At 45.8% G+C, this 14,519-nt stretch carries 10 protein-coding genes and 1 pseudogene; 10 read left to right on the top strand and 1 reads right to left on the bottom strand.

Going from position 1 to position 14,519, the window contains the following annotated elements; genetic code table 11:
• The first annotated feature begins 180 nt into the window (after window positions 1-180).
• The 7 genes from tkt (at window position 181) to K4H96_RS08540 (ending at window position 8,343) form a co-directional block, all read left to right on the top strand.
• A complete protein-coding gene (tkt, locus tag K4H96_RS08570; protein WP_223337677.1) occupies window positions 181-2,157 on the top strand; it encodes a transketolase in 1,977 nt (658 codons plus the stop codon).
• Between the two features lie 177 nt (window positions 2,158-2,334).
• Window positions 2,335-2,670: a preprotein translocase subunit YajC gene (gene yajC, locus K4H96_RS08565; protein WP_223337676.1), complete on the top strand. Its 336-nt coding sequence runs from the start codon at window positions 2,335-2,337 to the stop codon at window positions 2,668-2,670.
• A gap of 230 nt (window positions 2,671-2,900) precedes the next feature.
• Complete coding sequence (locus K4H96_RS08560; protein WP_223337675.1) at window positions 2,901-3,650, top strand: isoprenyl transferase; 750 nt, start codon at window positions 2,901-2,903, stop codon at window positions 3,648-3,650.
• Between the two features lie 18 nt (window positions 3,651-3,668).
• Window positions 3,669-4,472 (top strand): phosphatidate cytidylyltransferase, encoded by an 804-nt coding sequence (locus K4H96_RS08555; RefSeq protein WP_111675265.1) that lies wholly within the window; start codon window positions 3,669-3,671, stop codon window positions 4,470-4,472.
• 227 nt (window positions 4,473-4,699) lie between these two features.
• Window positions 4,700-5,956, top strand: a complete 1,257-nt coding sequence (gene rseP, locus K4H96_RS08550) for an RIP metalloprotease RseP (RefSeq protein WP_223337674.1) — start codon at window positions 4,700-4,702, stop codon at window positions 5,954-5,956.
• Between the two features lie 65 nt (window positions 5,957-6,021).
• A complete protein-coding gene (locus tag K4H96_RS08545; RefSeq protein ID WP_223337673.1) occupies window positions 6,022-7,872 on the top strand; it encodes a proline--tRNA ligase in 1,851 nt (616 codons plus the stop codon).
• A 90-nt stretch (window positions 7,873-7,962) separates the two neighbouring features.
• Window positions 7,963-8,343, top strand: a complete 381-nt coding sequence (locus tag K4H96_RS08540; RefSeq protein ID WP_032905620.1) for a PH domain-containing protein — start codon at window positions 7,963-7,965, stop codon at window positions 8,341-8,343.
• Window positions 8,344-8,426: 83 nt separating this feature from the next.
• On the opposite strand, the gene K4H96_RS08535 is transcribed toward K4H96_RS08540, so the two are convergent.
• Complete coding sequence (locus tag K4H96_RS08535; RefSeq protein ID WP_223337672.1) at window positions 8,427-8,969, bottom strand: DUF1307 domain-containing protein; 543 nt, start codon at window positions 8,967-8,969, stop codon at window positions 8,427-8,429.
• Between the two features lie 165 nt (window positions 8,970-9,134).
• On the opposite strand from K4H96_RS08535, the gene K4H96_RS08530 reads away from it, so the two are divergent.
• The 3 genes and pseudogenes from K4H96_RS08530 to K4H96_RS08520 form a co-directional block, all read left to right on the top strand.
• Entirely contained in the window at window positions 9,135-13,523 is a 4,389-nt protein-coding gene (locus K4H96_RS08530) for a PolC-type DNA polymerase III (RefSeq protein WP_223337671.1), read from the top strand.
• Between the two features lie 87 nt (window positions 13,524-13,610).
• The gene (locus K4H96_RS08525) at window positions 13,611-14,321 is read left to right on the top strand and encodes a hypothetical protein (protein ID WP_227956469.1); all 711 of its coding nucleotides are present in this window, start codon (window positions 13,611-13,613) and stop codon (window positions 14,319-14,321) included.
• Window positions 14,306-14,519 (top strand): annotated as a pseudogene (locus K4H96_RS08520) (alanine dehydrogenase); the annotation flags it as partial. The gene K4H96_RS08525 and the pseudogene K4H96_RS08520, both read left to right, overlap by 16 nt.

The raw sequence follows: 14,519 nt of genomic DNA, 5'->3' as shown, positions 1-14,519 counted from the left end.
CTTTTTGTTACCGCTTTCAAGATTTATAATAAATCTATAAAAAAGATGAGATTATCCCTATCTTGCGATATAGGGATAATTTTCTTATAATAGATATGAGACAATTTTTATCGTTTCTACGACCATTGTTTATCCTGTTCTGATGTCAGAACAGATTTTAGTAAAAATAAGGAGAATCTAATGTCACAATTATCAGTTAATGCCATTCGCTTTTTAGGGATTGACGCGATTGAAAAGTCTAAGTCAGGTCACCCTGGTGTAGTCATGGGCGCTGCGCCGATGGCCTATGACTTGTTTACTAAACAATTGCGTATCAATCCAGAAGAGCCAAACTGGATTAACCGCGATCGCTTCGTCCTGTCTGCAGGACATGGTTCTATGCTGCTTTATGCCTTGCTTCATCTGTCTGGCTTTAAAGATGTCAGCATGGACGAAATCAAAAACTTCCGCCAATGGGGTTCTAAGACACCAGGTCACCCAGAGTTTGGTCACACAGCTGGTGTTGATGCCACCACTGGCCCACTGGGACAGGGTATTTCTACAGCTACTGGATTTGCTCAGGCAGAGCGTTTCTTGGCTGCTAAGTATAATCGTGAAGGCTATCCAATTTTCGACCATTACACTTATGTCATCTGTGGTGATGGTGATTTGATGGAGGGTGTTTCAGCTGAAGCTGCTTCTTACGCTGGTCTGCAAAAGCTGGACAAGCTGGTTGTTCTCTATGATTCAAATGATATTAACCTAGATGGAGAGACTAAGGATTCCTTTACAGAAGATGTTCGTGCCCGCTATGAAGCATACGGCTGGCATACTGCTTTAGTCGAAGACGGAACAGACCTTGCAGCGATTGATGCAGCTATCAATGAAGCTAAAGCTTCCGGGAAACCATCTTTGATTGAAGTTAAGACTGTTATCGGTTATGGTTCTCCAAACAAGCAAGGAACGAATGCAGTTCACGGTGCGCCTCTGGGAGCAGAAGAAGCGGAAGCTACTCGTAAAGCCTTGGGATGGGACTATGCGCCATTTGAGATTCCTGAGGAAGTCTATGCAGATTACCGTACAAATGTGGCAGAGCGTGGTGCAGCGGCATACGATGCTTGGAAACAGCTGGTAGAGGACTACAAGCAAGCCCATCCAGAGTTGGCAGAAGAAGTAGCAGCTATCATTGCTGGTCAAGATCCAGTAGAGATTAAGCCAGAAGACTTCCCAGTGCTTGAAAATGGCTTCTCTCAAGCGACCCGTAATTCTAGTCAGGATGCTCTCAATGCAGCAGCTAAGGTGCTTCCAACTTTCCTCGGCGGTTCTGCTGACTTGGCTCATTCCAATATGACCTACATCAAGGAAGACGGTCTGCAGGATGAGGCCCACCGTCTCAACCGCAACATCCAATTTGGTGTGCGCGAGTTTGCCATGGGAACAATTCTTAACGGTATGGCGCTTCATGGTGGGCTTCGCGTTTACGGTGGAACCTTCTTCGTCTTTTCAGACTATGTTAAGGCAGCTGTTCGTTTGTCTGCTTTGCAAGGCTTGCCAGTGACTTATGTCTTCACACACGACTCTATTGCAGTTGGTGAAGACGGTCCGACACATGAGCCGATTGAGCATTTGGCTGGTCTGCGTGCCATTCCAAACCTGACTGTTTTCCGCCCAGCAGATGCGCGTGAAACTCAGGCAGCTTGGTACCTGGCCCTTAAGAGTCAATCCACTCCGACTGCTCTGATCTTGACCCGTCAAAATCTGACAGTCGAAGAAGGAACAAACTTTGACAAGGTAGCTAAAGGCGCTTATGTCGTTTACGAAACAGGAGCAGATTTTGATACCATCTTGCTGGCTTCTGGTTCTGAGGTTAATTTGGCTGTTGCAGCTGCTAAAGCACTTGCAGCAGAAGGCGCTAAAATCCGCGTTGTCAGCGTGCCATCAACAGAGCTTTTTGATGCTCAAGATGCAGCCTACAAAGAAGAAATTCTGCCAAATGCAGTTCGTCGCCGCGTAGCGATCGAGATGGCAGCCAGCCAGCCTTGGTACAAGTATGTCGGTCTGGACGGTGCAGTTATCGGAATCGACCAGTTCGGTGCATCTGCTCCAGCAGGCAAGGTTCTGGAAGAATATGGCTTTACAGTTGAGCATGTAGCAGAAGTTGTTAAAAATCTTAAATAAAAAGACATAAAATCAGGGTGTTAGTCATCCTGATTTTTACTTTTTAAAAAATGTGGTTAGGCCAGTCATGCTTCATCCGACTTGAGACGGACTTTGCCTGAAAAGTCAGAATCGTCTTGTAAAAATAAGGGAAATCTGCTATAGTAGTTCATATATGACATTCGAAGGAGAAAAGATATGAATCCAATTATGCTTATTGTATTTGCGGTTGTACTGGTAGGGATGACTTATTTCCAGATGCGTGCCCAAAAGAAACAGGCTCAGCAGCGTATGGAAAGCCTTAACAAGCTGCAAAAGGGTTATGAAGTCATTACCATCGGCGGTTTATACGGAACAGTAGATGAAGTGGACACAGACAAGAAAACAGTTGTTCTGGATGTGGACGGTGTTTACCTGACCTTTGAACTGACAGCTATTAAAACTGTACTGCCATTGACTGAGGGCACTCCTGCTGTTGCTGGCGGTGAAGGAAGCCTTGACCTTCCCGAGGAAGAATCAGCGATTGAAGAGTAAAGAAATAAACAGCTTGCGGGCTGTTTTTTTGTTTTGACTCATACGTTTAGGAGGTGTTTGATTGCAACCTTATCTGCCTCGCAGTTTGGACAGGCTGGGTGAGTTTGGATTCTCTGGTTGACATTCTGTCCTTATTTTATATCCTCGGGTTTGAAAAAGCGGATGAATTGCCCACATTCCAAGGATTTATGATATAATGAACTGACAAAACTTTAAATAGGATAAAAAGTATGTTTAGTTTTAAGAAAAAAGAAAAACTGAACGCACCGCTGAATGTTCCCAAACACATTGCTGTCATTATGGATGGCAACGGCCGCTGGGCCAAAAAAAGGATGCAACCGCGCGTGTTCGGTCATAAGGCTGGCATGGAAACCTTGCAAAGGGTGACGATTGCTGCCAAGGAAATGGGTGTTCAGGTCTTGACTGTCTATGCCTTTTCAACGGAAAATTGGTCTCGGCCGGAAAAGGAAGTTTCTTTTATTATGAATCTGCCGGTTGAATTTTACGACCGCTATGTGCCGGATCTGCACAAGAACAATGTTAAAATCCAGATGATTGGTGATACGGCTAAGCTTCCTAAGGCGACATTTGAAGCTCTGGAAAAGGCCGAAAGCCTGACCAAGCTCAATACAGGCTTGATTCTCAATTTTGCCCTAAACTACGGTGGTCGATATGAGATCAATCAGGCGGTTAAACTAATTGCTCAGGATGTTCTGGATGCCAAACTCAGCCCCGGTGACATTACTGAGGAAGTCATTGGCAACTACCTCTATACCAGCAACTTGCCTAAGATGCTACGCGATCCGGATTTGGTGATTCGGACCAGTGGAGAGTTGCGCCTCAGTAATTTTCTGCCTTGGCAGTCAGCCTACAGTGAGCTGTATTTTACGGATATTCTCTGGCCTGACTTTGATGAGAAGGCTTTGAAGGCTGCAATTGCAGAATACAGCCGTCGGAATCGACGCTTTGGCGGTGTTTAAGGGAGAAAGTAAAAGAGTATGAGTAAAAATTTACAAAAACGTCTAATCTTTGGAGGAATCGCTCTTGCTATTTTTATTCCTCTGGTATTGACAGGAGGAGTTATCTTTCAGATTTTTGTGGGCCTGCTGGCTATGCTTGCGGTGCATGAATTCCTCCAAATGAAAGGTCTGCCGACAGCGACCATCGAAGGTGTCTTAGCCATGCTGGCAGCCTTTGTCCTAACCCTGCCCCTGGAGAACTATCTGAAGTTTCTGCCGGTGGATGGCAATGTCGTGGCCTATGGCTTGGTCGTCTTCCTTCTGCTGATTTCTACTGTTCTAGGTTCCAACTATACCTTTGAAGATGCGGCTTATCCGATTGCAGCTAGTTTTTATGTCGGTCTTGGTTTTAATGCCTTGATTGATGCCCGCTTGATGAATATTGACAAGGTCCTGCTAGCTCTCTTTATCGTCTGGGCTACTGACAGCGGAGCTTATCTGGTCGGGGTGCGTTTTGGGAAAAGAAAGCTGGCGCCGAGAGTTTCTCCTAATAAGACTATTGAAGGAAGCCTGGGCGGCATTCTATCAGCCGTTCTAGTGACTGGGATTTTTATGTTGGTTCGACCGCAAGTGTACGCACCTTATAATGCCTTTGTCTTTTTGATTCTGGCAGTGCTCTTTAGTATTGCCGGTCAGTTGGGTGATTTGGTCGAAAGCTCAGTCAAGCGTCATTTCGGGGTCAAGGATTCTGGTAAATTCATTCCTGGCCACGGCGGTGTTTTGGATCGTTTTGACAGCCTTCTCTTCGTCTTTCCGCTGATGCATTTCTTCGGCTTGTTCTAAGACAGTCGAGCATAGCTGAAAGCAAGGGACGGCAAGCTTGTCTAACGACCGCACAATCTGAGAAGAAACTGGGATTTGGAGCTCAAAAATTTTGAATTGAGCTTCTAACTTATTTTCAAGAGTGTCAGCTATGCAGGAGCGGGAAGCTCGGTATTTGGCCGTTTTCTGCTCCTTCTTTGATTTAAAGAAAAAATAAGATTTCTAGGAAAGGTAAAATATAGAAGTCCATGCAGTTTATAACCTTTATTATTATTTTTGGGATCATTGTGGTGGTCCATGAGTTCGGACACTTCTACTTTGCGAAGAAGTCCGGCATTTTGGTCAGAGAGTTCGCTATCGGCATGGGACCCAAGATTTTCTCCCATATTGGCAAGGACGGGACGGCCTACACGATTCGGATCTTACCCTTGGGGGGCTATGTGCGCATGGCCGGCTGGGGGGAAGACTCCACTGACATTAAGGTGGGAACACCGGCTAGTCTGACCTTGGATGCAGAGGGAAAGGTGGTTCGTATCAATCTCTCTGGCAAAAAGGTTGACCAGACAGCTCTGCCCATGAATGTGACTGGCTTTGACTTTGAGGAAAAGCTGGAAATCACTGGTCTTGTCCTTGACGAGCTCAAGACTTATGCAGTAGATCATGATGCAACGATTGTTGAAGAAGACGGCACTGAGGTGCGGATTGCACCGCTGGACGTTCAGTATCAAAATGCTAGTATCTGGGGCCGTCTCATCACCAACTTTGCTGGGCCTATGAATAACTTCATCCTGAGTGTGCTGGTATTTATGCTGCTGGCCTTTGTTCAGGGCGGCGTTCGCGATGAAAACAGCAATCATTTCCAAGTTATGGATGGTAGTGCTATAGCAGCTGCTGGGGTTCAAAATAATGACCAAATCCTTAAGATTAATGACTATGAGATTAACAATTGGGCGGATCTAACCAGTGCTCTGGCGAAAATCACAGGCAAGAGCAAGGAAGCGCCGACCTTGTCTGTTACCTACAAACACGGCAGCGAAACGAAAGAGATTACCGTACAGCCTAAAAAAGACGGCAATCGTTATCTGCTAGGGGTATCTCCAACGGTCAAGACAGGCTTTTGGGACAAGGTAGTTGGCGGTTTTACTGCAGCTTGGTCTACTACGGTGCGCATTTTGTCAGCTCTGAAAGATATCGTCTTCAATTTCAATATCAATAAGCTGGGTGGACCAGTCGCTATTTACAATTTCAGCAGTCAGGCTGCAGAGCAAGGCTTGCCAGCAGTCCTCAGCCTTTTGGCCATGCTGTCGCTCAATATCGGTATTTTCAACCTGATTCCCATTCCAGCCTTGGATGGCGGAAAAATCGTCCTCAATATTCTGGAGGCTATCCGCAGAAAACCGCTGAAAAGAGAAACGGAGACCTATATCACTCTGTCTGGAGTGGCTATTATGGTCATCCTGATGATTGCCGTTACCTGGAACGATATTATGAAATTATTCTTCTAAGAGCCTAAGGTTCTTGAAGCCATGAAAAAGAAATTATTCAATGAAAGTCAAGGAGTTTTGTTTTTATGAAACAAAGTAAAATGTTAATTCCAACCCTGCGTGAGATGCCTAGCGATGCTCAAGTAATCAGTCACGCTCTGATGCTGCGGGCTGGCTATGTCCGTCAGGTTTCAGCTGGGGTCTATTCTTATCTGCCGCTGGCCAATCGCGTGATTGAAAAAGCCAAAAGAATCATGCGGGAAGAGTTTGACAAGATTGGTGCAGTGGAGATGCTGGCGCCAGCCCTGCTCAGTGCAGACCTCTGGCGCGAGTCTGGCCGTTATGAGACCTATGGTGAAGACCTCTACAAGCTGAAAAATCGTGAGAAATCAGACTTTATCCTAGGGCCAACCCATGAGGAAACCTTTACGGCTATCGTCCGTGATTCGGTTAAATCCTACAAACAGCTGCCGCTCAATCTCTATCAGATTCAGCCTAAATACCGTGATGAAAAGCGTCCTCGTAACGGGCTCTTGCGGACGCGTGAGTTTATCATGAAAGATGCCTACAGTTTCCACGCTAACTATGACAGCTTGGATGTAGCTTATGATGAATACAAGTCTGCCTATGAGAAAATCTTTACCCGCAACGAGCTGGATTTCAAAGCCATTATCGGCGATGGTGGTGCCATGGGGGGCAAGGACAGCCAAGAATTCATGGCTATTACGCCAGACCGGACAGATTTGAATCGCTGGGTTGTCTTGGACAAGTCTGTAGCCAGCTTTGATGAAATTCCTGAGGATGTTCAGGAAGCTATTCGGACAGAATTGACCAGCTGGATGGTATCTGGTGAGGATACTATTGCCTACTCCAGTGAGTCTAGCTATGCTGCCAACCTTGAAATGGCGACGGATGAATACAAGCCAGCAGGACGTGTCGTGACTGAGGAAGAAGTTGACCGCGTTTCAACGCCTGACTGCAAGACCATTGACGAAGTTGCTGCCTTCCTTGGGCTAGATGAAAGCCAGACAATCAAGACCTTGGTTTACATGGCTGACGAGTCTCCTGTCGTAGCACTTTTGGTCGGCAATGACCAGCTTAATGAAGTCAAGCTGAAAAATCATTTGGCAGCGGATTTCTTTGATGTGGCGAGTGAAGATCAAGTCCGTCAGCTCTTGGGTGCGGGATTTGGCTCACTAGGGCCAGTCAATCTGCCAGAAGGCGTGAGAATCATCGCTGACCGCAAGGTGCAAGACCTGGCTAACGCTGTGGTTGGCGCTAACGAAGATGGTTACCACTTGACCGGTGTCAATCCAGGTCGTGACTTTACCGCTGAGTATGTGGATATCCGTGAGGTTCGTGAAGGTGAAATTTCGCCAGACGGCCAAGGTGTCCTCAAGTTTGCTCGTGGTATTGAGATTGGGCACATCTTCAAACTGGGAACTCGCTACTCTGACAGCATGAACGCTAATGTCTTGGACGAAAATGGACGAGCAGTACCGATGATTATGGGTTGCTACGGAATCGGTGTCAGCCGTCTCCTGTCTGCTGTTATGGAGCAGCATGCCCGTCTCTTTGTCAATAAAACACCTAAGGGTGAATTCCGCTATGCTTGGGGCATCAACTTCCCGAAAGAGCTAGCACCATTTGATGTGCACTTGATTCCGGTCAATGTCAAGGACGAGGAAGCCGTGGCTCTAACTGACAAAATCGAGGCTAACTTGCTAAGTGCTGGTTATGAGGTCTTGGTGGATGATCGCAATGAGCGTGCTGGTGTTAAGTTCAGTGACAGCGATTTGATTGGTCTCCCAATCCGTGTGACAGTTGGTAAGAAAGCTGCAGAAGGCATTGTCGAAGTCAAGATTAAAGCTACTGGCGATACCATTGAAGTCCACTCCGATAATCTGCTAGAAACCTTGTCTATTTTGACAAAATAAAACAAACTGCCAGTTTTATCTGGCGGTTTTCTTTTGCTTATTGGAGGTGAAAATGCTATAGTAGGAAAAAATAGATTGGAGGACCGAATGATGGGATTATTCAGCGGTTTATTAGGCAATGCCTCTCAGAAAGATATTGAAAAAACAGAAAGACAATTAGAGGATATTCTGACAACAACAGAGAATGTGGAACTGGCTTTTAGCCTCATTCGTGACTTGATTGTCTTTACAGATAAGCGTTTAATCTTGGTCGACAAGCAGGGAATGACTGGCAAAAAGACTTCTTATAAGTCTTTTCCTTATCGCTCTATCAGTCGCTTCTCAGTGGAAACAGCCGGCCATTTCGACTTAGATGCCGAGCTGAAAATTTGGGTTTCCAGCGCTCAAGAGCCAGCAGAAGTCCTGCAATTTACCAGCGACCGCAGCGTCATCGCTATCCAAAAAGCCTTGGCAGAAGCAGTCTTAAGATAGCATATTGCCCCTTTGGGATTTAAAAATAAACAGAAAAGCCTTCTGAGCATTAACTATAAAGTTAAATCACTCAGAAAGCTTTTTTATTCTTCTTTAAGTCCTTGCCCCTTCAAATAATCAAAGACAACTTCTGGTTTATCTTGAAGTTTCCTGAAGAAAGTCTGACTACTTTCAGAGTCACTTGCTGATTGAATCAACTGTTCTTGATCTATTTTATTGAGATCAAAGTCAAAAATGGCTATAGCGTTTTTCTTGTCTTCAGAAATTTTAAGATGAATTTTAAGTCCTTTTAGCTTTTCTTGATTTTCAATCATGGGACTTTTCTTAAGATCTTCTCTATAGGATTTCGTTAATTCTTCAACGCTCATTTTTTGATTTTCTTCAGGGATGGCTTGGCTGGAAATGAGCTGGAAAGATAGGATCTTGTCTTTAGTATAGAAAAGTTTAACTGAATTAGTATAATACTCATCAATTTTATTAGAAAAAGTTTTCGTCTGTGTCTTTTCTTCTTTGGTTTTACTTTGACTCTGACTTTGCTTGGGTGTATTTTCTTGCTTATTCTGACTGGTCGTGCTACAAGCAGTTAGGGTCAGTAGACAGATGCTAGCTAGTAAGATTTTCTTCACAGTTAAGACTCCTTTAGGTAAATGTTTTTTCTATTATATCATAACTTAGGACCAAGAAAAAAGTCTTGATAATTATATGGGGAGCTGAGCATTGCCTGTCCTTTTTCTGTCGAAAAAAGTGCTGATTTATGGTAAAATAGGGTCACTACTGTACGAGGAAATGTCATGTCAAACAAGTTTGAAATTTTAATGAATCAGCTGGATATGCCACTGGAAATGAGAAATTCAGAGGCCTTTTTGAATGCAGAAATTGAGAAGGTTCTGGTCCACAAGGTCAGTCGGGTCTGGGAGTTTCATTTTTCTTTTGCGAATATTCTGCCCATTGAGATTTTTCGAGAATTGCAGAAACGCCTAGCTCAAGAGTTTTCGAAGACAGGCAATCAAGCTATTTTTGAAATTCACTGTCAGGCTCCCCAGGTATCGGATGAGCTCTTGCAGGCATATTACCAGCTGGCCTTTGAGGAAGGTCCATGTGCCAGCCATGGCTTCAAGAGTCTGTATCAGGATTTGCGGGTTCATTTGGATGGGGACAAGCTGTTGATTGAGGGAGCTTCAACCATTGATACGGAGCATTTTCGCAAGAATCATCTTCCCAATCTCAGCCAGCAGCTGGTCAAGTACGGCTTTCCTCAGTTGACCTGTCAGGTTCAGCACAGCGATGAGCTGACCCAGCAGCAAGCGGAGAATTTCCAGGCGGAGAATGACAAGATTGTCCAGGCGGCCAATGAAGAGGCGCTCAAAGCCATGGAATCCCTACAGCAGATGGCACCACCGCCAGAGGAAAAGCCAGCCTATGACTTCCAAGCTCGCAAGGCTGCGGCTAAGCCAAAGCTAGACAAGGCAGAGATTACCCCTATGATTGAAGTTCAGACTGAAGAAAACCGTCTGGTCTTTGAAGGAATGGTCTTTGATCTGGAGCAGAAAGTTACTCGGACCGGCCGGGTCTTGCTCAATTTCAAGATGACAGACTACACTTCCAGCTTCTCCTTGCAGAAATGGATGAAAAACGAAGAAGAAGCCAAGAAGTTTGACATGATTAAGAAAGGTGCCTGGCTGCGTGTGCGGGGAAATGTGGAGATGAACAATTTCACCCGCGACCTGACGATGAATGTGCAGGATGTGCAGGCCGTTACCCACTATGAGCGCAAGGATTTGATGCCTGAGGGCCAGAAGCGGGTTGAGTTTCACGCCCATACCAATATGTCTACTATGGACGCCCTGCCTGAGGTGGAGGAAATCGTGGCAACGGCCGCCAAGTGGGGCCACAAGGCTGTCGCCATTACCGACCATGGCAATGTGCAGAGCTTTCCCCATGGCTACAAGGCTGCCAAGAAAGCTGGTATCCAGCTGATTTACGGCATGGAGGCCAATATTGTAGAAGACAGGGTGCCCATCGTCTACAATGAAGTGGACATGGAGCTGAGTGATGCGACCTATGTAGTCTTTGACGTGGAAACAACAGGGCTTTCAGCGGTCTACAATGACTTGATTCAAGTTGCGGCCAGCAAGATGCACAAGGGCAATATCATCGCTGAGTTTGATGAGTTTATCAATCCTGGGCATCCTCTGTCGGCCTTTACGACGGACTTGACTGGGATTACTGATGAGCATGTCCGCAATGCCAAGCCACTGGAGCAGGTGCTGAAAGAGTTTCAGGAATTTTGCCAGGACAGTGTCCTCGTTGCCCATAATGCCACCTTTGACGTGGGCTTTATGAATGTCAATTATGAGCGGCATGGCCTGCCGAAAATCACTCAGCCAGTTATTGACACGCTGGAATTTGCCCGCAACCTCTATCCAGAGTATAAGCGTCATGGTTTGGGGCCTTTGACCAAGCGTTTCCAGATTGCTCTGGAGCACCACCACATGGCTAACTATGACGCGGAAGCGACGGGCCGCCTCCTCTTTATCTTTATCAAGGATGTGGCTGAAAAGCATGGTGTGACCAATCTTAAGGATTTGAATACGGATCTGGTCGATGAGAATTCTTACAAGAAGGCTCGGGTCAAGCATGCGACCATTTATGTGAAAAATCAGACGGGGCTCAAGAATATTTTCAAGTTAGTTAGTCTGTCCAATACCAAGTATTTTGAAGGCGTCCCGCGGATTCCACGGACCGTGCTGGATGCCCATCGTGAAGGACTGATTCTGGGCTCAGCCTGCTCAGAAGGCGAAGTCTATGACGCTGTTGTCTCTCAGGGGGTGGATGCGGCTGTCGAAGTAGCCAAGTATTATGACTTTATCGAGGTCATGCCGCCGGCTATCTATGAGCCGCTGATTGCCAAAGAGCAGATCAAGGACCAGGAAGAACTGCAGACCATAATTCGCAATCTGATTGAGGTTGGCGATCGCTTGGGCAAGCCTGTCCTTGCGACGGGGAACGTCCACTATATCGAGCCGGAAGAAGAGATCTACCGTGAGATTATCGTACGGAGTCTCGGTCAGGGAGCCATGATTAACCGGACCATTGGCCATGGTGAAAATGCCCAGCCGGCTCCGCTTCCTAAGGCTCATTTTCGGACCACCAATGAGATGTTGGACGAGTTTGCCTTTCTAGGAGAGGACTTGGCTAAGAAGCTGGTCATCACCAATCCAAATCAGCTGGCGGAAACTTTTGAGCTGGTAGAGGTGGTCAAGGGCGACCTCTATACGCCTTTCATTGACAAGGCTGAGGAGACAGTTGCCGAGCTGACCTATCAAAAAGCTTTTGAGATTTATGGCAATCCGCTGCCAGATATCGTGGACTTGCGGATTGAAAAAGAGCTGACCTCCATCTTGGGGAATGGCTTCGCCGTGATTTATCTGGCTTCGCAGATGCTGGTGCAACGCTCCAATGAGCGGGGCTATCTGGTAGGCTCGCGGGGGTCAGTCGGATCCAGCTTTGTCGCGACCATGATTGGGATTACCGAGGTTAATCCCTTGTCACCCCACTATGTCTGTGGCAAATGCCAATACAGCGAGTTCATCACGGACGGCTCCTATGGTTCTGGCTTTGATATGCCGGATAAGGACTGTCCAGAGTGCGGCCGCAAGCTGAGCAAGAACGGTCAGGATATTCCATTTGAGACTTTCCTTGGATTTGACGGGGACAAGGTACCCGATATTGACTTGAACTTCTCCGGAGAAGATCAGCCAAGCGCCCATTTGGACGTGCGGGATATCTTTGGTTCAGAATACGCCTTTCGGGCTGGAACCGTTGGTACCGTTGCGGCTAAGACGGCCTATGGATTTGTCAAGGGCTATGAGCGCGACTACGGGAAGTTCTACCGAGACGCCGAAGTTGAGCGTCTGGCGCAGGGAGCTGCCGGAGTCAAGCGGACAACTGGACAACACCCGGGCGGAATCGTTGTTATCCCTAACTATATGGATGTTTATGACTTTACACCGGTCCAATATCCAGCTGATGATGTGACGGCCGAGTGGCAGACCACCCACTTTAACTTCCACGATATTGATGAAAATGTCCTCAAGCTAGACGTTCTGGGACACGATGATCCGACCATGATTCGGAAGCTTCAGGACTTATCTGGTATTGATCCAAATGACATTCCTATGGATGATACCGGTGTCATGGCCCTCTTTTCTGGAACAGATATCCTGGGTGTGACTCAGGAGCAAATCGGTACGCCGACTGGTATGCTGGGGATTCCGGAGTTTGGGACCAATTTTGTACGGGGCATGGTTGATGAGACCCATCCGACAACTTTTGCCGAGCTCTTACAGCTATCTGGTCTCTCTCATGGTACGGACGTTTGGCTGGGCAATGCTCAAGACTTGATCAAGCAAGGGATTGCTGACCTGTCCACCGTTATCGGCTGTCGGGATGATATCATGGTTTACCTCATGCACAAGGGCTTGGATCCTAAGATGGCCTTTACGATTATGGAGCGCGTGCGGAAGGGCCTTTGGCTGAAAATTTCTGAAGAAGAGCGCAATGGCTATATCGCAGCCATGAAGGAAAACAATGTGCCAGAGTGGTACATCGAGTCCTGTGGAAAGATCAAGTACATGTTCCCCAAGGCCCATGCGGCAGCCTACGTTATGATGGCCCTGCGGGTGGCCTATTTCAAGGTGCATCATCCGATTTATTACTACTGTGCTTATTTCTCCATCCGAGCCAAGGCCTTTGATATCAAGACCATGAGTGGTGGTCTTGATGCCGTCAAGCGCCGGATGAACGAAATCGCTGAGAAGCGTAAGAACAACGAAGCCTCCAATGTAGAAATTGACCTTTATACGACTCTAGAAATCGTCAATGAAATGCTGGAGCGGGGCTTCAAATTCGGAAAGCTGGATCTCTACAAGAGCCATGCGACTGAGTTTCTCATCGAAGAGGATACCCTTATCCCACCATTCTCCGCTATGGACGGTCTGGGTGACAACGTTGCCCGCCAAGTGGTCAGAGCTCGGGAAGAAGGCGAATTCCTCTCCAAGACAGAGCTCCGCAAGCGCGGCGGTCTCTCTAGCACCCTAGTCGAAAAAATGGACGACATGGGCATTCTGGGTAATATGCCAGAGGATAACCAGTTGAGTCTGTTTGATGAATTTTTCTAAAATAATTCAAAAAAAGTTAAAAGATGGACAAAATTTGTCCATCTTTTTTGCTATCTTTATTTTAGTAAATAGTAGATGGGGGAAGAGATGTTTTTTTATCAAATAGAATTTAGGAAAATGAATAAAAATATTAAAGAAGCAGATGAGGATTTTATCAAAGATAATCAATGGTTTTATTGTTTCAAAAGCCAGACAWGTCTTTACGTTGTCGGAGTAACAGAATATACCAAAGAGGATTTGTTTGATAAGCTAAAAACTTTGGGGTTTAATGAAGAAGAACACGCTGATTTTAAAGTTAAATCTATCAGTAAAAGAGAATATTTAAAGGAGGTGGGGAACAAGTATTCAGTTCAAATAGGTCAGCTTTTTCTTTATTCAGATGAAAGAGAGCTTTCAAATTCTGATGGCTTTGCTATTACTGATTTAGAATGCGAAGGCTTAAATATTATAGGTTTGAATGACTTTCAAGAGTATGTTTTAAAACTAAAAATGTTTTTTAATAATCAAAAGGAAAGAAGGCGGAAGAAAGAAAAGGTCCTTGTTGAAAATCAGTTTTTAATTTTCAAAGGTTCTTTAGGAACTGGTAAAAAATTTGCTATTAAATATTTGATGAGGTTGTTAAATGTCAAGTGTAAGACTATTTTGAAAGATGGGTTTTCAGTTAATTTTGAGTCAGAACAGCGTTTAGTGATAATAAAGGACTATTCAACTATGCAACCTAGAAAAAAAGAGGAATTAAAAAATAATATTGTGGAAGCAACGGGGGGAAGAATATATATTTTTTTGGCGGAGTCGTAGGGACCCATGCCGCTCGTATCGCTCTAGGACTAGGTGCTCAAGTGACTATTTTGGATATCAGCGCTAAGCGCCTGGCTGTCCTAGAAGATGTCTTCGGTCATCAAATCCAGACCCTTATGTCTAATCCGTTCAATATCGAAGCTAGCGTTCGAGAAGCAGATGTCGTGATTGGCGCAGTACTCATCCCTGGTGCGAAGG

This window comes from Streptococcus sanguinis (genome assembly GCF_020729765.1).
In the GTDB taxonomy this organism is placed as follows: Bacteria; Bacillota; Bacilli; order Lactobacillales; family Streptococcaceae; genus Streptococcus; species Streptococcus sanguinis_Q.
Note: the sequence above shows the minus strand (reverse complement) of the source record. Positions and strands in the feature narration are given on the sequence as shown.